The following is a 26,273-nucleotide window of genomic DNA, read 5'->3' as shown; positions in this document are numbered from 1 at the left end:
CGGCTGTAGCAGGGCAGTTGGTGTGCGGAGCTGCTTCGTCCGGTGCACCGCGCCGTCGCGCCGGGCGGCGGAGGGATCGCCGCCCGGCGCGGGCGCGGGTCAGACGGGCAGCGCCTTCTTGAGGATCTTGCCCGCGGGATTCCTGGGCACCTCGTCGATGAACCGGATGCGCCGGGGCCGCTTGTACGCGGCGAGGAGGCCGGTCAGATGGGCCTGCACCTCGTCGGCCGTCGTCCCGTCCTCGGCCACCACGAAGGCCAGCGGCACCTCCCCGTAGTCGGCGTCCGTCACCCCGATCACGGCGGCGTCGTGCACCGCGGGGTGGGACCGCAGCGCCTGCTCGATCTCCCGGGGGTAGACGTTCTGCCCCGCCCGGATGATCAGGTCCTTGCACCGGTCGATCAGATGCACCCGGCCCTCGCCGTCGACGAAGCCGAGGTCGCCGGTGCGGACCCAGCCGTCCGTCGTGATCTCCGCGGTGGCCTTGTCGTCGTTCCAGTACCCGCGCATCACTCCGGGGCCGCGGGCACAGATCTCCCCGATGACGCCGGGGGGCGCCTCCCGGTCCTCCGGGTCCAGTGCCCGCACCGACATGCCGGGGATCACCCGGCCGGCCGGGATCACGTCGACGGTGCCCGGCGCGGGGTGCTCGTCCGGACCGAGCGTGACGAACGGGCCGCCCACCTCGGTCATCCCGTAGACCTGCCGGAAGCCGCAGCCGATCCGTTCGACGGCCTCGGCGTGGACCTCCGCGGGCATCGGCGCGGCGCCGTAGAGCACCTCGCGCAGACTGGACAGGTCCGTGTTCCGCAGCGACTTCGCCTGGAGCAGGAAACGGAGCATCTGCGGCACGAGCCAGATGTGCGTGGCCCGGTTGTCCGCGATCGCGGCCAGCGCCCGCTGCGGCTGGAACCCCGGCATGAGCACCACGGTGGCGCCCGCGGCCATGTAGGTGAGCGAGACCACCAGGCTGCCGTGGTACAGCGGGCAGCAGTTGACCAGCACCATGTCGTCCGTGGGCCGGACCTGGGCGAGCCAGCCGAGCGCGATGGCCCGGAACGAGGCGTGGTCGACGACGACCCCCTTGGCCCGGCCCGTGGTCGCCGACGTGTGCAGGATCGCCGCCAGGGCGTCGTCCGGCACGTCGGGGAGGGCAGGGGCCGGTGCGGCGGGGCCGGCGGGTGCCGGCCCGCCCGCCTCGCACAGTGCGGCGAACTCCGGTCCGTCCAGCGGCAGTCGGGTCCGCACCGGCAGATCCGGGTGCCGATCCAGCAGGGCCGACTCACCGATCACCGCCGCCGGTTCGCAGCGCTCCGCGATCCCGGTCACCTCGGCGGGGGTGAGGCTGTGGTTGAGGGGGACGAACAGCGCGCCCAGACGGGCCAGCGCGAAGTACGTCTCCAGCACCTCGATGCGGTCCAGGGACAGGACGGCCACCCGGTCGCCGGGGCGGATGCCGTGCTCGTGCAGTCCGTGGGCGAGCCGGGTCACCCGGTCGTGGAACTCGGCCCAGGTGACGGAACGGTGCGCGTCCACGAGCGCCGTCCGGCCGGGGAAGCACTGCCGGTTGCGTTGCAGCAGCTGGGTCAGCCACATCACGCGCTGCCCGGCTGCGCACCGGAGCCGGCCCGGTCGGTGAGGAAGCGCTCGTAGTCCGCGATCGTGGACAGGTGCTCCATGTCCCCGGCGGTGATCTCCACGCCCGTGCGCTGCTCGATGAGCAGGATCAGCCGGACGAGGTCCCCCGAGTCGATGCCGCTGGCGGCCAGGGGGGTGTCGTCGCTGAGTTTCTCAGCGTACTCCGACGTCCCGGTCAGTTCGGTGAGTAGCTCTCGTATGGTGCTCATGCCGTCCGCCTTTCTCGGTACGCCAAGATCTCGATCGGTAAGGAGGACGGGGGACCCTCCGGCAATCCCTGCCGCCACTGTGGCCTTCCTCACTCGATTTCCGTCAGCGGCCGGGGGATTGGACCGGCCGCACCGGCACTCCTTTCGTAGGTGAGGCCCTTGTCCAGCAGTGCTGCACACGGGCCGGACGGAGGCGAGCGGAGGTTCCACGTGATCACGGAGGCAGGTTCCACGGCCGCCGGCGCGGACGACGGCGGGCAGCGCGACGCGTACTTCGAGGCACTCATCGCGGCCGGCGAGACGATCGAGCCCCGGGACCGGCTGCCCGACGGCTACCGGCGGATGGTGATCCGGCAGATCGCCCAGCACGCGCACTCGGAGATCATCGGGATGCAGCCGGAGGGGTCCTGGCTGACCCGGGCGCCGTCGTTGCACCGCAAGGCCGTGCTGCTGTCCAAGGTGCAGGACGAGGCCGGACACGGCCTGTACCTGTACGCGGCGGCGGAGACCCTCGGCGTCACCCGCGCCGAACTCCTCGAGGCGCTGCACAAGGGACACCAGCGGTCCTCCGACACGTTCAACCATCCCGCCCTGACCTGGGCCGACACCGGGGCCATCGCCTGGCTGACGGACGGCGCTGCGGTGATCAACCAGGCGCCGCTGTGCCGCACCTCCTACGGCCCGTACGCGCGGGCCATGCAGCGGGTGTGCCAGGAGGAGACCTTCCACGTCCGCCAGGGCTACGACCTGCTGTGGGCGCTGTGCCGGGGCACCCGGGAGCAGCGGGAGATGGCGCAGGACGCGGTCGACCGGTGGTGGCTGCCCGCGGTGGCCCTGATGTTCGGCCCGCCGGACACGACCGAGGGCGGCGGGGACGCACGGGCCGCGGCCCTGGGCGCCGCGGTGAGCCGGCGCTCGATGGCGTGGGGGATCAAACGCCACACCAACGACGAGCTGCGGCAGCGCTTCGTGGACAGCGTCGTCCCGCAGGCGGAGCGTCTCGGCGTGACCCTGCCCGACCCCGCGATCCGCTGGAACGAGGAGCGCGGGCACTACGACTTCACCCCGGTGGACTGGCAGCTGTACCGCACGGCCCTGGCCGGCGGCGCGCAGACCGGCAGACAGCGCCTCGCGCACCGGGTGGCGGCCCACGAGAACGGGGCCTGGGTGCGCGCGGCGGCCGACGCCTACGCGGCACGCCGGGCGGCGGAAGGGCAGGAGGCATGAGCCGCGAGACCGGCCGGGCGCAGGTGTCCTGGGAGGTGTTCCTCAGGTCCCGCCGCGGCCTCGCCCACCAGCACGTCGGATCGGTCCACGGCGCGGACGCCGACATGGCCCTCGCCCATGCCCGGGACCTCTACACCCGGCGCGGCGACCCGGTGTCGATCTGGGTGGTGCGCTCCGACGCGGTGCGGGCCTCCTCCCCCGGGGAGAAGGACCCCTTCTTCAGCAACGGAGCCGGCAAGCCCTACCGGTACCCGCAGATGTACACGCCGCTCAACGAGGCAGACGACCATGACCAGTGAACGCACCGGTGCCCTGGCCGGCACCCGGGACCACGACATCGCCGAGTACGCGCTCAGGCTCGGTGACGACGCGCTGATCCTCTGCCAGCGGCTGTGTGCCTGGGTGACCAACGCGCCCACCGTCGAGGAGGACCTCGCCCTGTCCAACATCGCGCTGGACCTGCTCGGCCACGCCCGGGCGCTGCTGACCCTCAGCGGCCGGCGGGACGGCACGGACCGCAGCGACGACGACCTCGCCTACCGCAGGACCGAACGCGAGTTCCGCAACGCGCTGCTGTCGGAGCTCCCGAACGGCGACTTCGCCGTCACCATCGCCCGGCAGCTGGCGTACACCCACAGCACGAGCCTGCTCTACGCGGAGCTGGCGGCATCGGCCGACGAGGAGCTGGCGTCCTTCGCCGCCCGCGCGGCCAAGGAGGCGGAGTACCACCGCTTGCACGCCGCGCAGTGGACCGTGCGGCTGGGCCGGGGGACCGAGGAGAGCCGCCGGCGGATGCAGGCGGGGCTGGAACACGTCTGGCCGTACACGGCCGAGCTGTTCGAGGCCGACGCGCTGACGGCGCGGCTCGACGCCGCCGGCACGGCCTGCGCCCCGGCCCGGCTGCGGGCCGCCTGGGAAGGGGAGGTGGCGGAGGTCCTGGCGGAGGCCGGGCTCACCGTCCCGGCACCGTCGTGGCAGGCGACCGGAGGGCGGGCGGGAGTGCACACCGAGGCGTTCGCCCCGCTCCTGGCCGAGTTCCAGTCGGTCTTCCGGCAGTACCCCGGAGGCGTCTGGTGAGCGCGGTCCCGCGGCTGGACGCCGACCGGGTCCGCGCCCGGGTGGAGGCCGTGCCGGACCCGGAACTGCCGATGATCACCCTGGCCGACCTCGGCGTGATCCGGTCGGTGGGCGAGGGCGAGGACGGCGTGATGGAGGTCGTCTTCACGCCCACCTACCTCGGCTGCCCGGCGCTCCCGGTGATCACGGCCGAGCTGCGGGCCGTCCTCGCGGAGTGCGGGCACCCCGAAGGACGGGTGACCCGTGCGCTCGCGCCCGCCTGGACCACCGACCGGATCAGCGAGGCGGGCCGCCGCAAGCTCGCCGCACACGGCATCGTGCCCCCCGCACCCGCCGCGGCGCCGCTGCCGGTACGGCTCGGCCTGGGCCGGCCCTGCCCGCACTGCGGTTCCGTGGCGACCCGCCCGCTCGGCCCGTTCGGTGCCACGGGGTGCCAGACGATCCTGGTGTGCACCGCCTGCCGTGAGTCCTTCGCCCACCTGAAGGCGGTGTGACGGCGCCGTGACGACGACCGAGCAGGCCATGGCGGCGCCCGCCGTCCAGGACACCGGATGGCACCGGCTGCGGGTGGGGCGGGTACGGCCGCTCACCGACGACGCGGTGGCCCTCACCCTGGACCTCCCGGACCGGCTGGCCGACACCTTCGTCCATCGGCCGGGCCAGCACGTGACCGTACGGCACGTCCTGAACGGGACGGAGATCCGGCGCAGCTACTCCGTCTGCCCGCCCCCCTTCGCGCCGCCCGAACTGCGCCTGGTGGTCAGGCGACTCGGGCCCGGCGGCTTCGCGGAGTACGCCACGACCGCGATGGAAGCCGGTGAGACGCTGGACGTCGCACCGCCGAGCGGCGGCTTCGGGCTCGTGGAACGGCCCGGCGCACACCATGTGATGGTGGCCGCCGGCAGCGGGATAACCCCCCTGCTGACCATGGCCGCGGCGGCCCTGCGCGACGACCCGCGCTGCCGGGTGTCACTGATCTACACCAACCGTACGGCCCGGTCGGTGCTGCTCGCCGACGAACTGGCCGACCTCAAGGACGCGTACCTCGACCGGTTCCAGCCGCTGTACCTCCTGACCCGGGAGACCCGGGAGGCCGCACTGCTCTCCGGTCGCCTCGACACCACGAGGCTGCCGGCCCTCCTGTCCGCGGTCGGCGCCGAACCGGACGACGACACGTACTTCTACCTCTGCGGGCCCTGGGAGATGGTCACGTCGCTGCGCGAGGCGCTGACCGGATGGGGCGCCGACCCGGCACGGACCCGCTTCGAACTCTTCTCCGCCGCACCGGGCGACCCGGCACCGCCGGAGGCCGGACAGGGCGATCGCCGCGCCCGGATCACCGCCTCGTTCGGCGGACGTACGGCCGTGACCGCCATGGGGGACCGGGACCGGGTGGTGCTCGACGCACTGGTGCGAGCCTGGCCGGAGATCCCGTACTCCTGCCGGGAGGGCCTGTGCGGAAGCTGCCGTGCCAAGGTCACCCGCGGAGCCGTCACGACCGGTCGTCAGTACGTGCTGGGGCCGGCGGAACTCGCGGCGGGGTACACGCTCGCCTGCCGCGCCCGTCCGGAGACCGACGAGACGGTGCTGGACTTCGACTCGTGAGCGGGCGGGAAGAGCGCCGCTCGACGACCGCCGGCGTCTTCCCGCTCCCGCTGACCAGTGCCCCCTATCGAGGAGACACGATGACCGACACCACGTCACTGCCCCGCCACCGGGGCACGGACGACCCTCTGGTGGCCTTCCGGGGAAGGACGCCCTACGACGACTACGTCCACGCCTCCGTACTGTCCTCCCTGCAACAGCCCCTGACCGACGCCCCGTACGAGATGGCGTTCCTGGTCACGACCCAGGTGATGGAACTGTGGTTCACCCTGGTCGTCCACGAGTGGCGGACCGCCCGGGGAGCGCTGGCCAAGGACGACCTGGAGTGCGCCATGGACGCCCTGCGCCGCAGCATCAGCGCGCACCACGCGCTCAACGACTCCCTGCGGCCGATAGCGAAGATGACCCCGGCCCAGTTCAACGGGTTCCGCGAGGCGTTCGGCGCGGCGTCCGGCTTCCAGTCGGCCAAGTACCGGCAGATGGAGTTCCTGCTCGGCGACAAGTCCCCTTCGCTGATGAACCCGCAGCGGGCGGACCCCATCGCCTACGCCGAACTGGAGGAGCTGCTGAACCAGCCCTCGTTGTACGACGAGACGCTGGCCTACCTGCACCGCCGCGGACTCCCCGTCCCGCGCCATGTGCTGGACCGCGACGTGACCGCCCCCTACGAGGCCGACCCGGGCGTCGAGGACGTCTGGCGGCGCGTCTACGCCGGCCCGCAGAACGACCCGCTGCTGGCCCTCGGCGAGACGCTGACCGACATCGCCGAGACGGTCATGCGGTGGCGCGGCGACCATCTGCTCGCCACCCGCCGGGCCATGGGCGCCAAGAGCGGCAGCGGCGGCTCGTCGGGGGTCGCCTGGCTGGAGAAACGGGCCGCCCGTCCCGTTTTCCCGGAGATCTGGACGGTGCGGGGACGTGTCTAGGCGACCGGACTCCCCCGGGAGCGCGACCGTCCTGGAGGAACTGGCGGCACGGGCATCCGCGCTGGACGCCGGGGACCCGCTGGCGGCACAGCGGGAACGCTTCGTCCTGCCGGACGGCGTCGTCTACCTGGACGGCAACTCGCTCGGCGCGCTGCCGGCCGCCGTGCCGGAGGCGCTCGCGGACGCGGTCCACCGGCAGTGGGGAGAGGGCCTCATCCGCTCCTGGAACGAGCACCGGTGGTGGCAGGCGCCGCTGCGGGTGGGGGACACGATCGGGCGCCTGCTCGGCGCGGCGCCCGGACAGACCGTGGTGGGGGACTCCACCACCGTGCACCTGTTCAACGCCCTGACCGCGGCGGCGCGGCTGCGCCCCGCACGGCGGCTGCTGCTGACCGATCCCGGCCACTTCCCCACCGACGTGTACATCGCCGACTCGGTGGCCCGGCTGCTCGGCCTGGAGGTCCTCCGGGTCGCGGTGGACGACCTGCCGCGCTGCCTGGCCGAACGCGGGCACGAGGTGGCGGTGGCCGGCTACTCGCCGGTCGACTACCGCACGGGCGAGCTCTACGACATGGCCGCCGTCACCCGTGCCGTCCAGGGAGCCGGGGCGGTGATGCTGTGGGACCTGTGCCACGCGGCCGGTGCGCTGCCCGTACGGCTGGACGAACTGGGCGTCGACCTGGCGGTGGGCTGCGGTTACAAGTTCCTGTCCGGCGGCCCCGGCGCCCCCGCCTTCCTCTACATCGCCCGACGCCACCAGGACGCCTTCGACCAGCCGCTCACCGGCTGGAACGGGCACGCGGACCCCTTCGCGCTGCGCGGCGAGTACGCTCCGGCCCGCGGAGTGGAGCGCGCCCGTATCGGCACGCCGCCGATCCTCTCCCTGCTGGCCCTGGAGGCGGCCCTCACCGCCTTCGAGGGCGTCGGTATGGACCAGGTGCGGGCCAAGAGCCTGTCGCTGACCGGGTTCTTCATGGACTGCGCCGACGCCCTGCTGGACGGTCTGGGTTTCACCGTGGTCACCCCACGGCAACCGCACCGGCGCGGCAGCCAGGTGGCCCTGCGGCACCCGGAGGCCTACCCGCTGGTCAGCGCGCTCGCGGCCCGCGGTGTGATCGGCGACATGCGCGCGCCCGACCTGCTGCGGTTCGGCGTCAACTCCCTGTACGTCTCCCACCACGACGTGCTGACCGCCGTACGGCACCTGCGGCAGGCCGTGACCCTGCGGGAGCACCTGGAGCCACGCCACCGGCAGCGCGCCGCCGTCACCTGACGGCCCGGCGCGGCGGGGACCGCCGTACCGCGCGGGGAACCCGGCGGGACGGCGGTCCCCGCCGTCCCGCCGGGTTCCCGGACGGTCAGGCGGACTGCTGGTGCCAGGCGTCGTGGAAGTTGCGCCGGGCCCGGTACAGCCGGGAGCGGACCGTCCCGAGCGGGAGGGCGAGTGCCGTCGCCATCTCCTGCTCGTCCAGGCCGTAGATCGCGCGCAGGGTGAGCACCTGACGATGGTGGTGCGGCAACCGGTCCAGGACGTCGCTGATGTGGACGCTGGTCATGGGATTGGTGTCCTGCACCAGATCGGGCAGGTCCTGGTCACCGAGGTCGCCCAGGCGGCGGCGGACGCGGACGGCTTCCCGTACCGCGATCGCGCGGGCCCAGGAGTAGAAGGCGCCCGGCTCGCGCAGGCCGCGAAGGCCGCGGTAGATCGCGAGCATGGCCTCCTGCGCGGCGTCCGGGCCGTACCGCTGGGTGACCCGCCGGCACTGCCGCACGACCATGGGGGCGACGTGCCGCAGCAGATCGTTCATGGCCTGCCGGTCGCCGGCCTGGGCGCGGGGCAACAGCAGGTTCACCTGCGGGGCGTGGCGATCGGGCAGCGGGATGACGTCGGCGTCGCGGGGCTCGGCGCCGGTTGTGGGCGTGTCGGATGTACAGGGGGTGCACATGGGGCCTCACGAGTGCGGCGGATGGGGGGACGGGCGACTCTCCAGGGGTTTCCTCCGCTCCCGCCCGTGGTCCGCGAGATGGGGATTCCTCATGCTCCGAAGCCTGGCCAGCCCGCCTGGAATCTGCCTTGAACACCGGGTGAACGTCCGCGCGGTGTCCTGCCGGGCCTCAAGCGGGCCTCCGCCGGAACGCGACGCGACTGCCTCGTCGGGGCGTCGCGGTGCACGGGACGCGCCGGTCCCGGGGGCCACCGGGGCCCGGGACCGGCGCGGGGCGCGGCGTCAGGCAGCCGTGGTACGGCTGCTCAGGCGGACCGTGGTGCGGGGGCGGGGCGCGGCGAGGCTGCGGTGGTCGGTGAACTCCTCACCGGAGAGCACCGCCTGGTGCAGCCGCTTCAGCCGTTGCGAGGGTTCCAGACCCAGTTCCTCCACCATGGCCGAACGGAGACGCTGGTAGGCCTCCAGGGCCCGCCACGCGCCGCCGGACCGGTACAGGGCTGTCATGAGCTGCGCGCAGAACGTCTCGTGCATGGGGTGCCGGGCGGTCAGGACCGAGAGCTCGGGCACCAGTTCACCATGGTGGCCGAGTGCCAGGTCCGCGTCGATCCGCTGCTCCAGGACGGTCATCCGCTTCTCCTCGAGCCGGACGACGTCCAGCTCCAGCACCCGGCCCACCTTCACATCCATCAGTGCGGGGCCGCGCCACAGCCCGAGAGCCTGGCCGAGGAGCCTGGAGGCCGTGCGGACGTCACCCCCCTCGAAGGCCTTGCCCCCGGAAGCCGCCAGCTTCTCGAATTCCTGCGCGTCCACACGTCCGGGCCGGACCCGCAGGAGATACCCGCCGTGCCGGGTCACCAACACGTCCTTCGGGTCGGTGCCGTCCTCCAGCGCGGCGGAGAGCTTCCGGCGCAGTTGCACGATGTAGGTCTGCAGTGTCGTCGTGGCGCTGCGCGGCAGTTTCTCGCCCCATATCTCCTCCATCAGGGTCGACGCGGCGACGACGCGATCTGCCTGGAGTGCGAGGAGCGCCAGGATCTGGCGGGTTTTGGTGGCGCTGGGCGCGAACGAAGACTGTTTGTAGGCAGCGGAGAACGGCCCGAGAACCGTGATGTCTGTCATCTGAGTCCTCTACTGTCATGCGGAACCTGCCTAGCAGCCTCGCAAAAAACGTGTCGTGGGGCCCAGTGATCCCCTCACGAGTACCGATGTGAATATTTCATGGGTGTGCATGTCGCCGTGATCTACGTCATGTTGGGCGCGCGGGCCGCATACGTGCGGGGGTCGTGGGGCAGGGAGCACCGTGCGGTGAAGCGGAGATTTGTTTGTCCCCCGGAGGCCACATGCGGACGAGAACTCGGCCGGTTGCCGGACCATGACACTCCCATGCGTCCCCTGACCCGGATCGTCGCCTTCGCCCCGTTCGCCTGGATCGTCTGGCAGAGCCTGCTCGGCCTGCTGTACGCGCACACGCGGCCCGCGCTCCTGGTGGCCTTCTTCGTGCTCGTCGCCCTCATGCTCGCCGCGCAGGCGGTCGTCATGACGACGGGGACCCGGCAGGTGCCGGACGGCCGGCTGCTGGCGGTCCTCGGGGTGCAGGCCGCGCTGGCCTATCTGCCGCTGCACTGGTTCGGCGAACCCTGGACCGGCATGACAGGGCTGCTGGCGGCTTCGGTCCTGCTCGTCGACATGCGCGGAGCCTGGCTCGTCTGGTCCCTGGTCGTCCTCAGCGTCCTGGGCGTCTCCTGGCCCCGGGAGCCGTTCCTCCCTGCGGTGTCGGACGCCGTGGACACGGTGCTGACCAGTTGGATGATCTGGGGATTCAGCAGACTCTCCAGTCTCGTCACCCAGGTGCGCGAGGCCCGGGAGGACCGGGAGGAGCTGGTCAGGGCCGCGGTGGCGCGGGAACGGCTGCGCTTCTCGCGGGACGTCCACGACGTGTTCGGGTGCAGCCTTTCCTCCATCATCCTGAAGGGGGAGCTGGCCCACCGGCTGGTCCCCGCGGAGGCGGCCCGCGCCCGTGAGGAGATCGAGGCGATGGTGGCCGCCTCACGTCAGGCCCTCACCGACCTGCGCAGGGTGGCCAGGGGGTACCGGAGCCCCCTCTCGTTCGCGGCCGAGCAGGAGTCGGTGCGATCGGTCCTGACCATGGCCGGCGCCGACGTGACCATGGACATCACCACCCCCCACGAGCTGGACCCGGCACTCGACGAGGCCCTGGCCATCGTGCTCAGGGAGGGGGCCGCGAACGTCATCAGGCACAGCGAGGCCAGGAGCTGCCACGTCACGTTCACCGTGTCCGGCGGCTGCGCGCGGCTGGTCATGGTGAACGACGGCGTCGTCCCGGCGGCCGCCGGACGCCGCGGCGGCCAGGGGCTGGCCAATCTCGGCGCGCGTCTGGCGGAGTTGGGCGGCCGTGCGGAGGCGGGCGTCCGCGAGGACGGCCGGTTCGTGCTCCTCGCGGAGGCACCGCTCACCTCGCGGGCCGGCGGGCGGCGACCGCCGACGGCGACGAGGGCGGAGGAAGCCCGCCTGGTGGACGCTGCCCGATAGCCGCCGTCGCGCCCCTGCGTCGGACTTCAGTACGGCCGGCAGGTTGCCAGGGGGTCCGGATGGCCGTGTTGGCCGAGGTGGCCCTCCCCGACCGTGGTGACGGCGCCCGGGGGGAGGGTGGCGCAGGGGCCGGTCGCCCCGTCCTGGTAGGTCACCGAGACGCTGACGGTGTCGTCACAGTTGTTGGCGGCGGTGGTGTACCGCCAGCTCTCGTACATCGCCTCGCCCAGCGCGAAGGCGGGTGCGGACAGGCCGAGCGACCGTCACCGGTGCACGGCCCAGGAGTTGCCCGGCCCGAGGGATGAGGCTTCAACCTTTTCAGTGCCCTCGGTCGGGTGCGTGCCGTCCGGCCGGGCCGTCGGCCCGGACGGCCGGACGGGGTGCCTGGGGTCTGCGAGGACCTGGGCCGTGGCTCGGCGGCGATGTGGCCGGTTGGGGGCGCCGGCATCGGGCCCGCACCGCCGCGCGCTGTCTCGCGTGCGGCGCCGCGGCGTTCGATGCACGCTGGTGAGGGAGCGCAAGCGGGTCCCTCGCCGGGTGCCGGCTGTGATCGGCGGGCGGCAGCGGGAAGGAAGTGTGATGGACATCGAAGGATCGACTGCCCTGGTGACCGGGGCCAATCGCGGCATCGGCCACGCGTTCGCCCGCGCGCTGATCGCACGGGGAGCGGCGAAGGTCTACGCCGGTGTCCGCGATCCGGCGAGCGTGAGCGACGCGGACCTGATCGCGCTCCGTCTGGACGTCACCGTGCCGGAGGAGGTTGCCGCGGCGGCCGCGACCGCCGACGACGTCACCATCGTGATCAACAACGCGGGCGTCGGAGGTTTTGACACCAAGCTGCTGACCGGCTCCTTCGACGGCGCGCGCGAGGCGATGGAGATCAACTACTTCGGCACCTGGGCCGTCTCCCGTGCCTTCGCCCCGGTCCTGGCCCGCAACGGCGGCGGCGCACTGGTCAACATGCTGTCGACGGCGTCGTGGGCCTCCCGGCCGGACTATCCCGGGTACGCGGCCTCCAAAGCGGCCCAGTGGTCCTTGACGGGCGCGCTGCGGGAGGGCCTGCGCGAGCAGGGGACCCTCGTGATCGGGGTCCACGCCGGTTTCGTGGAGACGGATCTCAGCTCCTTCACGGACGCGTCGAAGATCAGCGTGGAGGATGTCGCGGGGCAGACCATGGACGCTCTGGCGAACGACCGGGTCGAGGTCCTCACCGACGAGCGGACCCGGCAGGTCAAGCGCGCCCTGTCGCAACCGGTCGAACGGTGAGGGGTCCCGTGCGGCGTCGTCCGGGAGGCGGCACCGGGGTCAGAACCGGCCTGACCCCCGGTACAGCTCCAGTTCGCCGTCCAGTTCGACGGCGAGGACGGTGGCGTGCGGGTCGAGGTCGGACTCGGCCGGCGGGTCGATCCACAGCACCCCGACCGCCTCGTGGAGCCCGCCGATCACCCGGTGGCGGAGTTCGGTGCCGGTGCCGAGGACGGTGACCTTGTCGACCTTGGTGGCCAGGCCCCGGACGCCGATCCCGGCGCGCGGGGCGTCGAACAGGGTGAGGTAGAGGGTGCGCCGGTCGGGAGAGAGGGTGCTGGGACCGTAGTGGTGCCCGGCCGGCAGGCCGCGCACGGTGCCGTACACCGCCTCCGCGTGTCGGCGGATCCACTTCCCCAGCCCTTCCAGGCGCTCGACCTGCGGCTGCGGGATGGTCCCGTCCTCCGTGGGGCCGACGTCGAGCAGCAGGTTGCCGCCGCCGCCGATGGTCTCGGTGAAGTAGCGGATCAGCTGGGCGAGGGACTTGTGGTTGTGGTCGTGGTGCTGGTAGCCCCACGAGTCGTTGATCGTCAGGCACAGTTCCCAGGGGCCGTCCGGGGGCACGACGGGGGCGCCCTGTTCGGGAGTGGCGTAGTCGCCCTCGCCGAGCATGCGCGCGTTGAAGACGACCTGCGGGACGTACGAGCGGATGAGCGCGGCCAGTTCGGGGATGCGCCACTGCTCCTCGCTGCGGTCCCACTCGCCGTCGAACCACATCAGGTCCGGCCGGTAGCGGGAGGCCAGCTCCCGTACCTGGCCGTCCCGGTAGGCGATGAACCGCTCCCAGGCGTCCAGGTCCTCGTCCTCGGCGGCCACTTCGGAGTAGCGGTTGTCCTCCAGCTCCGGCGGGCGGCCCGGCTTGCGGGTGCTGGCGTAGTCGGGGTGGTTCCAGTCGGAGTGCGAGTAGTACAGGCCGACCTTCAGGCCCCTCTCACGCAGGGCGTCGGCGTAGGGGCCGACGTAGTCCCTGCCCAGGTTCAGGTCGCCGTACGCGGTGTCCCACAGGGCGACGCCGTCGTGGTGGCGGCTGGTCAGGACGGCGTACCCGGCGCCCGCGCGGGCGAACAGGTCCGCCCATGCCCGGGGGTCATAGCGGGCGCCGGTGAAGCGCTCGAGCTGGGACATGTACCGGTCGTGCGGCACGATGTCGTCGTAGAAGGACCAGGACTCCTGGACCCCGTCGACGGCGTAGATGCCCCAGTGCACGAAGATTCCCAGCTTGGCGTCGGTGAACCACGGTTGCATCGCCATCGGTCAGCTCCTGCGCAGGCGGAGGGTGAGGATCTGGAAGGGGCGCAGCTCGACGGCCACGGTGTCGCCGTCCGTGGCGGCGTCCTCCAGGGGGCGCTCGAGCAGGTCGGTGACCTGGGCGGCGGCCAGAGGGAAGCCGGTGCGCAGGAGGCCCCGGGCGCGCCCGCCGCGGGACTCGTAGAGGCGGACCACGACATCGCCGGAGGAGTCGTCGGCGAGCTTGACCGCCTCGACGGTCACCCCCTCGCCGTCGACCGAGACCACGGGCCGCGGCTCACCCGCGGCCTCGGCGACCCGCAGCGGCAGGTTGAGGGCGTAGCCCTCGGCGACCGCGTCCGCGATGCTCGCGCCGGGCAGCAGGGAGTAGGTCAGGTGGTGCCGGCCCTGGTCGGCCCCGGGGTCCGGAATGCGCGGGGCGCGGACCAGGGAGAGGCGGACGGTGGTGGTCGTACCGCCGTCCTCGCGGACCGTGCGGGAGACGTCGTGGCCGTACGTCGAGTCGTTGATGACGGCGACGCCGTAGCCGGGCTCCGCGATGTGCAGCCAGCGGTGACCGGAGACCTCGAAACGGGCCGCCTCCCAGCTGGTGTTGGTGTGGGTGGGCCGTTGGACGTGGCCGAACTGGATCTCGGCGGAGGAGTGCGGGGCGCGGATGTCCACCGGGAAGCCGGCCTTGAGGAACTTCTCGGCCTCGTGCCAGTCGATGTCCGTCTCGAAGTCGATCCGGGGGCTGCCGGCCCGGAGCGTGATCGTCTGGGTGATCGTCGAGCCGTTGCCGAAGGAGCGGCTGACCCGGATCGCGCCGAGGAGCGGGTCCTGCTCGACGACCGTGATCTCCGAGGGGTCCAGCAGGTCCGTGTAGCGGTTCCTGTAGTGCTTGTCGACGTCCCAGGCGTCCCAGTAGTTCGGCAGGTCGGTGTGCAGGCGCAGCAGGTTGCCCTGGCCGGCGAGGACCTCGCGGCCGGCCCGCAGGTCGTACACGGAGGACAGGGTGCCGTCGTCCGCGATCCGCACGCGCACCAGGCCGTTGTCGAGGACCCGGCCGCCGTCGACCGTCACCGGCCGCGGAGCCTCGGCGCCGCCCGCCAGGTGCGCGCTGCCGCTCGCCGGGACCTCGACGTACACCGGCGCGCCCGCGCCGTCGCGGACGACCTCCGCGCGGGCGTAGGGGCTGGTGTTGAAGACCCGGGCGGTGCCGGTGCCCAGCGCGGCGATCGCCTCGGCCGTCAGCGCCTCCAGTTCCCCGGCGACGCGCGCGTACTCGGCCTCGGCCTCGCGGTGCACCCAGGCGATCGAGGAACCCGGCAGGATGTCGTGGAACTGGTGGAGCAGGACGGTCTTCCAGAGCCGGTCGAGCTTGTCGTGCGGGTACCGGTAGCCGGGCGCGTGCAGGGCGGCGGTCGTGGCCCACAACTCGGCCTCGCGCAGCTTGTGTTCGCTGCGCCGGTTGCCCTGCTTGGTGCGGGCCTGGGAGGTGTAGGTGGCGCGGTGCAACTCCAGGTAGAGCTCCCCGACCCAGACCGGCGCGTCCTCGTACTCGGCACGGGCCTTGGCGAAGAAGGCGTCCGGGTGCTCGATCTCGACCCGCGGGGAGCCCTCCAGGTTCCGCAGGCGCCGGGCGCGCTCCATGATCTCGCGGGTGGGGCCGCCCCCGCCGTCGCCCCAGCCGAACGGGGCCAGCGACCGGGTCGCGGCGCCCTTCTCGGCGTAGTTGCGCACGGCGCGGGACATCTCCTCGCCGCTGAAGCAGGCGTTGTAGGTGTCGATCGGCGGGAAGTGGGTGAAGATGCGGGTGCCGTCGATGCCCTCCCACCAGAAGGTGTGGTGGGGGAACTTGTTGGTCTGGTTCCAGGAGATCTTCTGGGTGAGGAACCACTCGTTGCCGGCCAGCTTGGCGAGCTGCGGGTAGGCCGCGTTGTAGCCGAAGGAGTCGGGCAGCCAGACGCCCTTGGTCTCGATGCCGAAGTGCTCGATGAAGAACCGCTTGCCGTGCACGAACTGGCGGGCGACGGCCTCGCCGCCGGGCAGGTTGCCGTCGGCCTCCACCCACATGCCGCCGACCGGCGCCCACTGGCCCTTCTTGACGGACTCCTGGATGCGGGCCCACACGCGCGGGTAATTGTCGCGCACCCACTCGTACTGCTGGGCCTGGGAGCAGGCGAAGACGAACTCCTCGTACTCGTCCGCCAGCGAGGTGACGTTGGAGAAGGTCCGGGAGGTCTTGCGCTTGGTCTCGCGGATCGGCCACAGCCAGGCCGAGTCGATGTGCGCGTGGCCCACGCCGGAGATGCGGTGGGCGCTCGCGTGCGCCGGTTTCGACAGCACCGGCTTCAGGGCCTCGCGGACGGCCGCCGCCGAGCCGGAGACGTCGTCCAGGTCGAGCAGGTCCAGCGCGTGGTCGAGGGCGTGCGCGATCTCGTGCCGGCGCGGGTCGTGCTCGCCCAGCTCCGGCATCAGCTCGCGGAGCACCTGAAGGTCCAGGTCGAGGTGCCAGACCTCTTCGTCGAGGACGGCGATGTCGGCGCGCCTGAAGGTGTAGAGCGGCTCGTCGCCGGCCGTCAGGACGTCGCCGAGCGGGGTCGGGGCCGCGAAGTCGCCCGCGAGGATGTCCGGGTTGGAGGCGGCCTCCAGCAGGTACTCGACCACCTCGCCGCCGGTCGCGGGGTTGGCGATCGGCACGTACTGGTTGAGCGGGTTGACCGCCTTCAGCGGGGTCCCGTCGGTGAGGTGGACCAGGGCCTCGGCCTGGTTGCCGGGCCAGTCGCCCACGAAGCCGAGGTCGATGACGGCCTCGACGCGGCGGCCCGCGAACCCGGCGGGCACCCGGCCGCGCAGCCGGAACCAGGTGGTGCCCCAGGGCGGGCCCCAGGGGGTGTCCGTGGCGAACGGCTCGTACGGGGCGGCCGCGGCTTCCTCGAAGGGCACCGGCTCCCCGGGGGCCTGCCAGGCCGCCACCTCGAAGGGGACGGTGGCCGCGTGGACCGCGGGCTTGACGCGCTGGGTGTGGAGGCGCTCCGCGCGCTCCTCGATCCGGCGGCGTTCGTCGTGCATGGAGGTCTCCAGAAGAGGGCGGGAAGCGCTTGCTCAGCGGCTGGCTGGGATCTTCCGTCCGGATCAGGCCGGATCAGGGGGCATGAGCCGGACGAGAGGCCCTAGGCGAGGTAGGCCAGGCCGGGATGGACCGCGGTGTAGCCCTCGACCAGCCGGCGGGCGACGTTGACCGAGTCGACCAGCGGGTGCAGCGCGAACGCCTTGACGGCCGTCGCGCGGGAGCCGGACTCGGCGGCCGCGAGCACCTCGCGCTCGACGGCCTTCACCGCGCAGACCAGCCCGGTGGCGTGGCCGGGCAGCGGGTCGACGGCGACCGGGTGGGCGCCGTTGGCGTCGACGAAGCAGGGCACCTCGATGACGGCCTCGTCGTCGAGCACCGACAGGGTGCCGCGGTTGCGGACGTTGAGGATCAGGGTGGTGCGCTCGTCGCGGGCGATGGCGCGCATCAGGGCGAGGGCGACCTTCTCGTAGCCGCCGGAGAGGTCGTCGGCGTCGCGTTCGCCGGCGCCCGCGGTCTCGCGGTTCTCGGCCATGTAGGTCGCCTCGCGCTCGGCGCGGGTGCGGTTCCAGACGTCGAGGGCTTTCCGGTCCGGGTCCCTGACCTGCTGGTAGAAGCGGGCCTGCTGGTCGCGCAGGAAGGCGCCGCGGGTCTTCTCCGCCTGCTGGTAGGCGTGGACGGCCTCGCGGTTGAAGTAGTAGTAGTGCAGGTACTCGTTGGGGATCGCGCCGAGGGACCGCAGCCAGTCGGCGCCGAAGAGCTTGCCCTCCTCGAAGGAGCCGAGCAGGGCGGGGTCGGCGAGCAGGCGCGGCAGTTCGTCCCGGCCCGCGACGCGCAGGCCGCGTACCCAGCCGAGGTGGTTGAGGCCGACGTAGTCGATCCAGGCCGTGTGCGGATCGGCACCGAGGACCCTGGCGATGCGGCGGCCGAGGCCGACCGGGGAGTCGCAGATGCCGATGACGCGGTCCCCGAGGTGGCGGGACATGGCCTCGGTGACCAGTCCGGCGGGGTTGGTGAAGTTGATGACCCAGGCGTCGGGGGCGAGGCGGGCCACCCGCCGGGCGATGTCGACGGCGACGGGGACCGTCCGCAGGCCGTAGGCGATGCCGCCCGCGCCGACCGTCTCCTGGCCGAGGACGCCCTCGGCCAGCGCGACCCGCTCGTCGTCGGCGCGGCCCTCCAGGCCGCCGACGCGGATCGCGGAGAAGACGAAGTCGGCGCCGCGCAGGGCCTCGTCCAGGGACGTGCTGACGGTCACGGCCGGCGCGTCGGCCACGGCCGACGCCTGTTCGGCCAGCACACGGGCGACCGCCCGCAGCCGGCCGTCGTCGAGGTCGTGCAGGACGACCTCGGTCACCCGCCCTTCGCCGCGGTCGGCCAGCAGTGCCCCGTACACCAGGGGCACCCGGAACCCGCCGCCGCCCAGGATCGTCAGTTTCACGTCCGCACCTTTCCTGCTCCTGTCATGACCACCTCGACGCCGGCCTCCTCGAGGGAGGACCGGGTCGCCGGGTCGATGGGGGCGTCGGTCACCACCATGTCCAGGTGCTCGGGACCGCACACCTTCGCCATGCCCGTACCCGGGAACTTGGCCGCGTCGGCGAGCAGCACGACCTTGTCGCTCGCGTCGATCATGGCCCGCTTGACCGGCACCTCCACGACCGTCGTGTCCATCACCTGTCCGCCCGGCCGGACCCCGCTGGTGCCGAGGAACAGCCAGTCGGCGTGCAGCTGGCGCAGGTTGTCCTCGGTGAGGAAGCCGACCAGGGACCGGTACTCGCGCCGGACCATGCCGCCGAGCAGCACCAGTTCGATGCCCTCGTCGTCGGCGAGCTCCTCGTACACCACCAGGTTGCTGGTGATGACCGTGAGGCGGCGGCCGTGCAGCCGGCGGGCCAGCCGGTAGGCGGTGGTGCCGATGTCGAGCAGCACCGACTGGCCGTCGGCGACCATGGCCGCGGCGCGCTCCGCTATGGCGTCCTTCTCGGCCACGCGCACCTCGGCGACCTCGGCGAAGGGCTGGTCGCCCTCCTCCACGACCGCGCCGCCGTGCACCCGCGTGAGCAGCCCGTCCTCCTCCAGCTTGACCAGGTCGCGCCGGACCGTGGCGGGGCTCACGCCCAGCTGCTCGGAGAGATCGGTCACGGCGGCGGGGCCGCCCGAGCGCAGGGCCCGCAGGATGAGTTGATGTCGTCGCTCTGCCAGCACGCGGTGAACACTACTCTTCATCTTCAATCAAATCCATGCTCACTTATGCTCGACTATTGACCAATCTCGGCGAGCGGCGCACGATTCCGGTCATCGAAATTGACGGGTTCTGACGAGAGGGTGGCGTGTGGACGACGACAGGCCCGATGTGCTGCTGACCGGTCTGCTCTTCTACGACCTCGTCCTCACGGGGCTCGCGAAGCCGCCGGCACCGGGCGAGGAGATCTGGACGGCCGGCATGGGCTGCGGCCCCGGCGGGATCGCGAACCTCGCCGTGGCCGCCTCCCGGTTCGGTCTGCGCACCTCGCTGGCCACGGTCTTCGGCGACGACTTCTACGGCGCGCACTGCCGGGAGGTGCTGCGCGACCAGGAGGGCGTCGACCTCTCGCTCTCCCGCACCGCCGACGGCTGGCCCACCCCGGTCACCGTCTCCCTCGCCCACGGCGGCGACCGCGCCCTCGTCACCCACGGCCAGGAGCCGCCGTACTCGCAGGACGCGCTGATGGGCGACCCGCCCGGGGCGCGCACCGCCCTGGTGCACCTGGAGGCCGAGCCCCGCGAGTGGATCGCCGAGGCGGCCGCGAACGGCACCCGCGTCTACGCGGACGTCGGCTGGGACCCCACCCGGCGGTGGTCCCGCGGCCTCCTCGACCAGCTCGCGCTGTGCCACGCCTTCCTCCCCAACGAGCACGAGGCCATGGCCTACACCCGCACCGACACCGCGGCCGCCGCGCTGCGCGCCCTCGCGGAGCTGGTCCCGGTGGCGGTCGTCACGCGCGGCGGTGACGGCGCGGTGGCCGTCGACCAGACGACCGGCGAGTACGCGGAGGTCCCGGCCCTCGCCGTGGACGTCCTCGACGCGACGGGCGCCGGGGACGTGTTCGGGGCGAGCTTCGTCGCCGCCTCGCTGGGCGGCTGGCCGCTGGCGGAACGGCTGCGGTTCGCCGTCCTCGCCGCCGGACTGTCCGTCCAACACCACGGCGGCGCACTCGCCGCCCCCGGCTGGTACGGCGTCGACCGCTGGTGGCGCCGCGCGCTCACCGACCCCGGCCTCGCGAGCGCCTACGGCTTCCTCGCGGACCGGCTGCCGGCCGACCCCGGACCACCGGTGCGGTACGCGCCCGTCACTCCCCCCGCACCGCACGGCTGACCCCACCCCCACGCTCATGCGACGTCACGAACAGATCCGAAAGGCGGTGGGAGCAGTGCGGCTCTCACGTAGGGGCCTGCTGCGCGCGGGCCTGGCCGGCACGGCCGCCACGGCGCTCGGCGGCCTGGCGTCCGGCTGCGCCGTCCCGACCGGTTCCACCGGCCGGAACATGGTCCTGTGGTACTGGGACGGCGGGCTCGGCGACACGGTCGTGCGGAAGGCGAAGGCCCGCTACGGCGCGAACGTCGACCTTCAGGCCATCAAGATCGGCGGCTACTACCGGTCGAAACTGCTCACCACCATGGCCGGCCGCGCCCACATCCCCGACATCGCAGGCCTCAAGGGCGAGGACATGGCGTCCTACCTGCCCGACGCCGACCAGTTCGTCGACCTCAGGACCCTGGGCGCCGACACGTACAGGAGCCGGTACCTGCCGTGGAAGTGGGAGCAGGGTCTCGCCGACGACGGCACGATGGTCGGGTTCCCGATCGACTGCGGTCCGGTCGCGCACTTCTACCAGTACACCGTCTTCCGGAAGGCGGGGCTGCCCTACGAACCCGACGACGTCTCCCGGGAGCTGAACACCTGGGAGAAGTTCTTCGCGGCCGGCGAGCGGCTGAGGAAGCGGATCCCGGGGACCTGCCTGCTCACCGACATCACGTCCGTCTTCACCAACGCGGTGCAGCAGGGCGGCAAGCGGTACGTCGACAAGGACCGGCACTTCATCGGCGACCAGGCACATGTGCGCGACGCCTGGGCGCTGGCCGTGGAGGCCAAGCGGCGGAAGATCGTGTCGGACCTGGTCACCGGCACACCGGACCAGCTGTCGGCCGTGCAGGACGGCAAGCTGCCCAGCCAGCTCGGCGCCTCCTGGGCGACGTACGACCTCAAGAGCGGGGTGCCGAGGACCAAGGGCAAGTGGCGCGTGGCGCAGATGCCGGTCCGGCCCTCCAACAGCGGCGGATCGTTCCTGTCGATCACCAGGGCGTGCCGGGAGCCCGAGCGGGCGTTCCAGATCATCACCTGGATGCTGGACGCCGCCAACCAGGCCCAGGGGTACGTCGACGCGGGTCTGTTCCCCTCCACCCCCGCCACGTACGAGATGAGGCAACTGCGGGAGCCGGACCCCTTCTTCGGCGGTCAGGTCACCACCGACGTCTTCGGGCCCGCCGCGCAGAGGATCGCGGTCGCCTACAACAGCCCGTACGACGTGGCGCTCTCGCAGCCCATCCTCGACGAGATCAAGAACGTCGGCGTCCTCGGCAAGGACCCGGACAAGGCCTGGAGCGACGCCATGAGCAAGTGCCGCCGGATCGCCGAGCACCTGGGGGTGAGCCACTGATGGCCACCGCACTCGACAAGCCCGCACCGACCGCGGCGAGCCTCCCGGCCGGCCGGCCCCGCACGGGTCTGCGCCGGTACTGGCACCTCTACGCCGCGATCTCCCCGTTCTACCTCCTCTTCCTCTGCTTCGGCCTGATACCGGTCGGCTTCTCGTTCTACGTCTCCCTGCACCGCTGGGACGGCCTCGGCTCGATGGAGTGGGCGGGCCTGTCGCAGTACCAGTACCTGCTCGGCGACGGCGACTTCTGGCAGTCGGTCGGGAACACGATCGTCATCTGGGCGCTGGCCACCTTCCCCATGATCTTCCTGGCGATGGTGACGGCCGTGATGCTGAACTCGGCGGTCCGCTTCAAGAACGTCTACCGCTTCGCCTACTTCCTGCCGAACGTCACCTCGGTGGTGGCCGTCGCGATCGTCTTCGGCTCGGTCTTCTCCACCAACTTCGGCCTGGTCAACGCCCTCTTGCAGGCGGTCGGCCTCGATCAGGTGGCGTGGCTGAACACGCCGTGGGGCATCAAGATCGCCATCGCCACGCTGATGACCTGGCAGTGGACCGGCTACAACGCCATCATCTTCCTGGCCGGCCTGCAGACCGTCCCGAGCGAGCTGTACGAGGCGGCCCGCATGGACGGCGCCGGCCCCGTGCAGACCTTCTTCCGGATCACGCTGCCGATGCTGCGGCCGGTGCTGCTGTTCGTGCTCGTCGTGTCCACGGTCACCGGCCTGCAGAGCTTCTCCGAACCGCAGGTGCTGCTGCAGAACACCGCCAACGAGTCCACGTTCTCCGGCGGCCCCGGCCACGCGGGCCGGACGATGGTCCTCTACTTCTTCCAGCAGACCTTCGACAACAACGACTTCGGCTACGGAGCCGCCGTGGCGTGGGGCGTCTTCCTCGTCGTCATCCTCTTCTCGATCATCAACTGGCGCCTGGTGCAGCGCCGGGGCGAAGACTAGGAAGGCCCCTCACCATGGCATCCATCCAAGGAACCCGCGGGTCCGGGCGCATCCGGGGAACCCGCACCCGGGGCATCGCCCTGCACGCCGTACTCGTCGTCGGTCTGCTGCTGTCGGCCTTCCCGTTCTACTGGGCCGTCATCATGTCGACGCACACGTCGTCGGAGATCTTCGCCTACCCGCCGAAGCTGCTGCCGGGCTCGCACTTCCTCCAGAACGTCCGCAACCTCTTCCACAGCGTCGCCTTCTTCGGCTCGATGTGGAATTCGCTGCTGGTGGCGGGCTCGGTCACGTTCCTGGTCCTGTTCTTCGACTCGCTGGCGGCCTTCGTCTTCGCCAAGTTCGACTTCCCCGGCAAGAACGCGCTGTTCGCGCTGCTGATGCTCATCTTCACGGTGCCGGCGCAGCTGTCCGCCATCCCGCAGTTCGTGATCATGGCGAAGCTGGGCTGGATCGGCACGATGACCTCGCTGATCGTGCCCGCCGCGGCCAACGCGTTCGGCATCTTCTGGATGCGCCAGTACATGAGGGGCGCCATCCACGACGAACTCCTCGACGCCTCCCGCATCGACGGCGCGAACTTCCTGCGCCAGTACTGGCACGTGGCCCTGCCGGTGGTCCGGCCCGGCCTGGCCTTCCTCGGCATCTTCACCTTCATGGGCCAGTGGAACGACTACGCCTGGCCCCTGATCGCCCTCACCAACCCCGACAACGTCACCCTCCAGGTGGCCCTGTCCCAGCTCAACGGCACGCACGGCACCACCGATTACGGCATCGTCGTGACCGGCGCGCTCCTCGCACTCATCCCGCTGCTGATCGTCTTCGCGATCGGCGCCAGGCAGATCATCGGTGACCTCGGCAAGGGAGCCATCCGTTGACGGACCCACTCCTGGCACTGCGCCCCTGGCAGGCACCCGAGGTGACCTCCTGGGGGCGGCTGCCCATGCACGCCGTCGACCGGCGCTCCGGCGCGCTGCTCCTGGACGGCGCATGGCGCTTCCAGCTGCTGCCGGCGCCGGAGGCGACGGTCCACGGCACCTGGTCGACGGCGCACGTCCCGGGCGCGTGGACCATGCAGGACACCGACGACCTGCCGCAGTACACGAACGTCCGCATGCCGTACGCGGAGTTCCCTCCGCTGGCGCCCGCCGCGAACCCCACCGGTGTGTACGAACGGCACGTGGACGTCCCGGCCGACTGGGCCGGCCGCCGGATCGTCCTTCAGGTCGGGGCCGCCGAGAGCGTGCTGCTGGTGCACGTCGACGGACGGCCCGTCGGGATCTCCAAGGACTCCCACCTGGCCGCCGAGTTCGACCTGACCGGCGTCGTACGCCCCGGTGAGCCCTCGGTCGTACGGCTGACGGTGGTCAAGTGGTCCGACGCCTCGCACATCGAGGACCAGGACCAGTGGTGGCACGGCGGGATCACCCGGTCCGTGCTGCTCTACGCGACCGATCCCCTGCACCTCGCGGACGTGACCGTACGGGCACGCCGGGACGGCGACCTGCGCGTGGACTGCCTGGTGCGCAACGCGGCGGGCGACCGGGCGCTGCCCCAGGGCTGGTACGTCACCGGTGACCTGGACGGCGGCCTCCTCGCCCAGGACGCCGAGTTCGACCGGCTCAACGCCGAGGACGAGCGGGTCTCCGACTTCCTGGGCGAGGCCCGTATCCACGCCGTGGTGCCCGGGGTGCGCACCTGGAACGCGGAGCAGCCCGAGCTGTACGGGCTGACCGTCCGGCTGCACCGCGCGGACGGCACGGTCGCCGACTCCTCGCACCACCGCATCGGCTTCCGGGACGTCGGCGTCGTCGGCCGGGACCTGCTGGTCAACGGCGAGCGGGTCTTCATCCGCGGCGTCAACCGGCACGACTTCCACCCGCTGACCGGGCGCACGGTGTCGTACGACGACATGCGCGCGGACCTGGTGCTGCTGAAGCGGTTCGGCTTCAACGCCCTCCGCACCTCCCACTACCCGAACGACCCGTGGCTGTACGACCTCGCCGACGAACTGGGCTTCTACGTCGTCGACGAGGCCGACATCGAGTCCCACGACCACGCCCATGAGATCGCCGACGACCCGCGCTACCTCAACGCCTTCGTGGACCGCGTCGCGCGCATGGTGCTGCGCGACAGGAACCACCCCTCGGTCATCGTCTGGTCGCTGGGCAACGAGTCCGACTACGGCGCCAACCACGACGCGGCGGCCGGCTGGGTGCGCCGGCACGATCCCACCCGGCCGATCCAGTACGAGGGCGCCGCCAAGCGCGGCTGGGCGGACCCGGACGTGGCATCCGACATCGCCTGCCCCATGTACGCCCCGCTGGAGGACTGCCTGGCCCACGCGCTGTCCGGGCGGCAGACCAAGCCGCTGATCCAGTGCGAGTACTCGCACGCGATGGGCAACAGCAACGGCACGCTGGCCGACCACTGGGCCGCCATCGAGGCCACCGCGGGCCTTCAGGGCGGGTTCATCTGGGAGTTCCGGGACCACGGAATCCTCCAGCGCGTGAGCGACGGCAGGCCGGTCGGGCGCGCGGGCGCCGGACTGTACGGCAACGGTGTCACCGCGCCCGGCCACCGCTGGGCGTACGGCGGTGACTTCGGCGAGGCCCTGCACGACGGGGCGTTCGTCGCGGACGGGATCGTCTTCCCCGACCGCACCCCCAAGCCCGTGATGTACGAGCACCGGGAGATCGCGGCACCGGTCCGCATCCGGTCCTTCCGGCACGAGGGCGTCGTCCTCGCCAACCACCAGCACTTCCGCGGCCTGGACTGGCTGACCGGCACCTGGGAGCTGGCGCTGGCCGACGGCCGCACCCTGACCGCCCCGGCCGAGCTGCCCGGTCTGCGGCCGGGTGAGACCGCGGCCGTACCGCTGCCCTTCGCGGTGCCGGCCGACGGCGGCGAGGCGTGGCTGACGCTGCGGGTGACGACGGCCGGGGACCAGCCGTGGGCACCGGCCGGTACGGAGGTGTGCGCGCCCCGGATCCGGTTGCGGGCGGCGGACGCGCCGAGGCAGCCGGTCGTGGCCGGGCCGGCCGTCGACGTGGATCCGGAGGGGCTGCTGCGCCACCCGCTGCTGACCGCCGCCCCGACGCTGTCGCTGTGGCGGGCGCCCACCGACAACGACGAGCTGGGCGGGATGGCGGCGCGCTGGCGCGCCTGGGGCCTGGACCGGCTGGTGCGCAGGGTGCTCTCCGTCCACCGGGACGGCCAACGGGTGACCGTGGAGGCCGCGTACGCCTGCGCCCTCGGCGAGGTACGGCACCGGCAGACGTTCACGCCCGTCGAGGGCGGCGTCCGGGCCGAGGAGTCGGCCGAGCTGCCCGGGGAGTTCCACGACGTCGCGCGGATCGGCTCGGTCTTCGAGACGGTGGCCGGGTTCGGTCTGATGGAGTGGTTCGGACAGGGTCCCTGGGAGTCGTACCCGGACCGGGCCGCCGGGGCGCCGGTCGGCCACCACGCACTGCCCGTCGACGACCTGTACACCCCGTACCTGCGCCCCCAGGAAAGCGGCGGCCGGCACGGCGTGAGGCGGTTCACGCTGTCGTCTCCCGGCGCCGGCGGACTCGCGGTCGAGCTGGACGAGCCCCGCCAGGTCTCCGTCACCCGCTACCGCGCCGAGGACCTCGCCGCCGCCGCGCACCACGACGAGCTGACACCGCGGGCCGGCTGTGTGGTCCACATCGACGCCGCGCACCGGGGCCTCGGTACGGCCTCCTGCGGCCCCGACACCTTCCCCTCCTACCTCGTCGCACCGGGGGTGCACCGCTGGAGCTGGACCCTGCGCACGGCATGAGCCCCCCGCGTGCCGGGGCGGATCGACGGGTA

At 72.2% G+C, this 26,273-nt stretch carries 23 protein-coding genes; 14 read left to right on the top strand and 9 right to left on the bottom strand.

Annotated features, from left to right (window positions below):
* Positions 1-99: 99 nt before the first annotated feature.
* Positions 100-1,596 carry an AMP-binding protein gene (locus AB0947_RS29320; protein WP_366753352.1) on the bottom strand — a complete coding sequence of 499 codons (1,497 nt, stop codon included), beginning with the start codon at positions 1,594-1,596 and terminating at the stop codon, positions 100-102.
* Positions 1,596-1,847 carry an acyl carrier protein gene (locus AB0947_RS29315; RefSeq protein ID WP_366753351.1) on the bottom strand — a complete coding sequence of 84 codons (252 nt, stop codon included), beginning with the start codon at positions 1,845-1,847 and terminating at the stop codon, positions 1,596-1,598. The genes AB0947_RS29320 and AB0947_RS29315 overlap by 1 nt, the downstream gene beginning before the upstream one ends.
* A gap of 213 nt (positions 1,848-2,060) precedes the next feature.
* Here AB0947_RS29315 and paaA point away from each other — a divergent pair, with 213 nt between their 5' ends.
* The 7 genes from paaA (at position 2,061) to kynU (ending at position 7,955) form a co-directional block, all read left to right on the top strand.
* Positions 2,061-3,074 carry a 1,2-phenylacetyl-CoA epoxidase subunit PaaA gene (gene paaA / locus AB0947_RS29310; protein WP_366753402.1) on the top strand — a complete coding sequence of 338 codons (1,014 nt, stop codon included), beginning with the start codon at positions 2,061-2,063 and terminating at the stop codon, positions 3,072-3,074.
* Entirely contained in the window at positions 3,071-3,373 is a 303-nt protein-coding gene (paaB, locus tag AB0947_RS29305) for a 1,2-phenylacetyl-CoA epoxidase subunit PaaB (protein ID WP_366753350.1), read from the top strand. Before paaA ends, paaB begins: the two co-directional genes overlap by 4 nt.
* On the top strand, positions 3,363-4,151 hold the full coding sequence (gene paaC, locus AB0947_RS29300; RefSeq protein ID WP_366753349.1) for a 1,2-phenylacetyl-CoA epoxidase subunit PaaC: 789 nt from the start codon (positions 3,363-3,365) through the stop codon (positions 4,149-4,151). Before paaB ends, paaC begins: the two co-directional genes overlap by 11 nt.
* Entirely contained in the window at positions 4,148-4,645 is a 498-nt protein-coding gene (gene paaD, locus AB0947_RS29295; RefSeq protein ID WP_366753348.1) for a 1,2-phenylacetyl-CoA epoxidase subunit PaaD, read from the top strand. The genes paaC and paaD overlap by 4 nt, the downstream gene beginning before the upstream one ends.
* Before the next feature lie 7 nt (positions 4,646-4,652).
* On the top strand, positions 4,653-5,756 hold the full coding sequence (locus AB0947_RS29290) for a 2Fe-2S iron-sulfur cluster-binding protein (protein WP_366753347.1): 1,104 nt from the start codon (positions 4,653-4,655) through the stop codon (positions 5,754-5,756).
* Positions 5,757-5,836: 80 nt separating this feature from the next.
* On the top strand, positions 5,837-6,682 hold the full coding sequence (locus AB0947_RS29285) for a tryptophan 2,3-dioxygenase family protein (protein WP_366753346.1): 846 nt from the start codon (positions 5,837-5,839) through the stop codon (positions 6,680-6,682).
* Positions 6,675-7,955 (top strand): kynureninase, encoded by a 1,281-nt coding sequence (gene kynU, locus AB0947_RS29280; protein WP_366753345.1) that lies wholly within the window; start codon positions 6,675-6,677, stop codon positions 7,953-7,955. The genes AB0947_RS29285 and kynU overlap by 8 nt, the downstream gene beginning before the upstream one ends.
* Before the next feature lie 85 nt (positions 7,956-8,040).
* On the opposite strand, the gene AB0947_RS29275 is transcribed toward kynU, so the two are convergent.
* Together AB0947_RS29275 and AB0947_RS29270 are read right to left on the bottom strand one after the other, a co-directional pair.
* Positions 8,041-8,628, bottom strand: coding sequence for an RNA polymerase sigma factor (locus AB0947_RS29275; protein WP_366753344.1), 588 nt, complete (start codon positions 8,626-8,628; stop codon positions 8,041-8,043).
* 282 nt (positions 8,629-8,910) lie between these two features.
* Positions 8,911-9,747, bottom strand: coding sequence for an AfsR/SARP family transcriptional regulator (locus tag AB0947_RS29270; protein WP_366753343.1), 837 nt, complete (start codon positions 9,745-9,747; stop codon positions 8,911-8,913).
* Between the two features lie 264 nt (positions 9,748-10,011).
* Between AB0947_RS29270 and AB0947_RS29265 the strand changes: the two genes are divergently transcribed.
* The gene (locus AB0947_RS29265; RefSeq protein ID WP_366753342.1) at positions 10,012-11,178 is read left to right on the top strand and encodes a histidine kinase; all 1,167 of its coding nucleotides are present in this window, start codon (positions 10,012-10,014) and stop codon (positions 11,176-11,178) included.
* A gap of 26 nt (positions 11,179-11,204) precedes the next feature.
* Here AB0947_RS29265 and AB0947_RS29260 read toward each other — a convergent pair whose 3' ends face one another.
* Entirely contained in the window at positions 11,205-11,396 is a 192-nt protein-coding gene (locus AB0947_RS29260) for a hypothetical protein (RefSeq protein WP_366753341.1), read from the bottom strand.
* Between the two features lie 361 nt (positions 11,397-11,757).
* Between AB0947_RS29260 and AB0947_RS29255 the strand changes: the two genes are divergently transcribed.
* Complete coding sequence (locus AB0947_RS29255) at positions 11,758-12,444, top strand: SDR family oxidoreductase (RefSeq protein WP_366753340.1); 687 nt, start codon at positions 11,758-11,760, stop codon at positions 12,442-12,444.
* Positions 12,445-12,483: 39 nt separating this feature from the next.
* Here the strand turns inward: AB0947_RS29255 and AB0947_RS29250 are convergent, their stop codons facing one another.
* From AB0947_RS29250 to AB0947_RS29235, 4 genes are all read right to left on the bottom strand, one after another.
* On the bottom strand, positions 12,484-13,734 hold the full coding sequence (locus AB0947_RS29250; RefSeq protein ID WP_366753339.1) for an alpha-L-fucosidase: 1,251 nt from the start codon (positions 13,732-13,734) through the stop codon (positions 12,484-12,486).
* A 3-nt stretch (positions 13,735-13,737) separates the two neighbouring features.
* The gene (locus AB0947_RS29245) at positions 13,738-16,785 is read right to left on the bottom strand and encodes a glycoside hydrolase family 38 C-terminal domain-containing protein (RefSeq protein WP_366753338.1); all 3,048 of its coding nucleotides are present in this window, start codon (positions 16,783-16,785) and stop codon (positions 13,738-13,740) included.
* A 101-nt stretch (positions 16,786-16,886) separates the two neighbouring features.
* Complete coding sequence (locus AB0947_RS29240; protein WP_366753337.1) at positions 16,887-18,224, bottom strand: 6-phospho-beta-glucosidase; 1,338 nt, start codon at positions 18,222-18,224, stop codon at positions 16,887-16,889.
* Positions 18,221-18,991: a DeoR/GlpR family DNA-binding transcription regulator gene (locus tag AB0947_RS29235; protein ID WP_366753336.1), complete on the bottom strand. Its 771-nt coding sequence runs from the start codon at positions 18,989-18,991 to the stop codon at positions 18,221-18,223. Before AB0947_RS29235 ends, AB0947_RS29240 begins: the two co-directional genes overlap by 4 nt.
* Positions 18,992-19,118: 127 nt before the next feature.
* Between AB0947_RS29235 and AB0947_RS29230 the strand changes: the two genes are divergently transcribed.
* The 5 genes from AB0947_RS29230 to AB0947_RS29210 are packed head-to-tail and all read left to right on the top strand — an operon-like array spanning position 19,119 to position 26,241.
* Positions 19,119-20,141 (top strand): carbohydrate kinase family protein, encoded by a 1,023-nt coding sequence (locus AB0947_RS29230; RefSeq protein WP_366753335.1) that lies wholly within the window; start codon positions 19,119-19,121, stop codon positions 20,139-20,141.
* A 55-nt stretch (positions 20,142-20,196) separates the two neighbouring features.
* Positions 20,197-21,483, top strand: a complete 1,287-nt coding sequence (locus AB0947_RS29225; protein ID WP_366753334.1) for an extracellular solute-binding protein — start codon at positions 20,197-20,199, stop codon at positions 21,481-21,483.
* Positions 21,483-22,439 (top strand): sugar ABC transporter permease, encoded by a 957-nt coding sequence (locus AB0947_RS29220; protein WP_366753333.1) that lies wholly within the window; start codon positions 21,483-21,485, stop codon positions 22,437-22,439. Before AB0947_RS29225 ends, AB0947_RS29220 begins: the two co-directional genes overlap by 1 nt.
* Before the next feature lie 14 nt (positions 22,440-22,453).
* On the top strand, positions 22,454-23,317 hold the full coding sequence (locus AB0947_RS29215) for a carbohydrate ABC transporter permease (RefSeq protein WP_366753332.1): 864 nt from the start codon (positions 22,454-22,456) through the stop codon (positions 23,315-23,317).
* A complete protein-coding gene (locus tag AB0947_RS29210) occupies positions 23,314-26,241 on the top strand; it encodes a glycoside hydrolase family 2 TIM barrel-domain containing protein (protein ID WP_366753330.1) in 2,928 nt (975 codons plus the stop codon). Before AB0947_RS29215 ends, AB0947_RS29210 begins: the two co-directional genes overlap by 4 nt.
* The last annotated feature ends 32 nt before the right edge of the window (positions 26,242-26,273 follow it).

Origin of the sequence: Streptomyces sp. NPDC047841, assembly GCF_040704085.1 — a bacterium.
Lineage (GTDB): Bacteria > Actinomycetota > Actinomycetes > Streptomycetales > Streptomycetaceae > Streptomyces > Streptomyces argyrophylli.
Note: the sequence above shows the minus strand (reverse complement) of the source record. Positions and strands in the feature narration are given on the sequence as shown.

What these genes read in the sequence shown, in the direction of transcription:
- AB0947_RS29320 (WP_366753352.1), bottom strand. Translation starts at nt 1,596, where the DNA reads ATGTGGCTGACCCAGCTGCTGCAACGCAACCGGCAGTGCTTCCCCGGC.
- AB0947_RS29315 (WP_366753351.1), bottom strand. Translation starts at nt 1,847, where the DNA reads ATGAGCACCATACGAGAGCTACTCACCGAACTGACCGGGACGTCGGAG.
- paaB (WP_366753350.1), top strand. Translation starts at nt 3,071, where the DNA reads ATGAGCCGCGAGACCGGCCGGGCGCAGGTGTCCTGGGAGGTGTTCCTC.
- paaC (WP_366753349.1), top strand. Translation starts at nt 3,363, where the DNA reads ATGACCAGTGAACGCACCGGTGCCCTGGCCGGCACCCGGGACCACGAC.
- AB0947_RS29285 (WP_366753346.1), top strand. Translation starts at nt 5,837, where the DNA reads ATGACCGACACCACGTCACTGCCCCGCCACCGGGGCACGGACGACCCT.
- AB0947_RS29275 (WP_366753344.1), bottom strand. Translation starts at nt 8,628, where the DNA reads ATGTGCACCCCCTGTACATCCGACACGCCCACAACCGGCGCCGAGCCC.
- AB0947_RS29270 (WP_366753343.1), bottom strand. Translation starts at nt 9,747, where the DNA reads ATGACAGACATCACGGTTCTCGGGCCGTTCTCCGCTGCCTACAAACAG.
- AB0947_RS29265 (WP_366753342.1), top strand. Translation starts at nt 10,012, where the DNA reads ATGCGTCCCCTGACCCGGATCGTCGCCTTCGCCCCGTTCGCCTGGATC.
- AB0947_RS29260 (WP_366753341.1), bottom strand. Translation starts at nt 11,396, where the DNA reads ATGTACGAGAGCTGGCGGTACACCACCGCCGCCAACAACTGTGACGAC.
- AB0947_RS29255 (WP_366753340.1), top strand. Translation starts at nt 11,758, where the DNA reads ATGGACATCGAAGGATCGACTGCCCTGGTGACCGGGGCCAATCGCGGC.
- AB0947_RS29250 (WP_366753339.1), bottom strand. Translation starts at nt 13,734, where the DNA reads ATGGCGATGCAACCGTGGTTCACCGACGCCAAGCTGGGAATCTTCGTG.
- AB0947_RS29245 (WP_366753338.1), bottom strand. Translation starts at nt 16,785, where the DNA reads ATGCACGACGAACGCCGCCGGATCGAGGAGCGCGCGGAGCGCCTCCAC.
- AB0947_RS29220 (WP_366753333.1), top strand. Translation starts at nt 21,483, where the DNA reads ATGGCCACCGCACTCGACAAGCCCGCACCGACCGCGGCGAGCCTCCCG.
- AB0947_RS29215 (WP_366753332.1), top strand. Translation starts at nt 22,454, where the DNA reads ATGGCATCCATCCAAGGAACCCGCGGGTCCGGGCGCATCCGGGGAACC.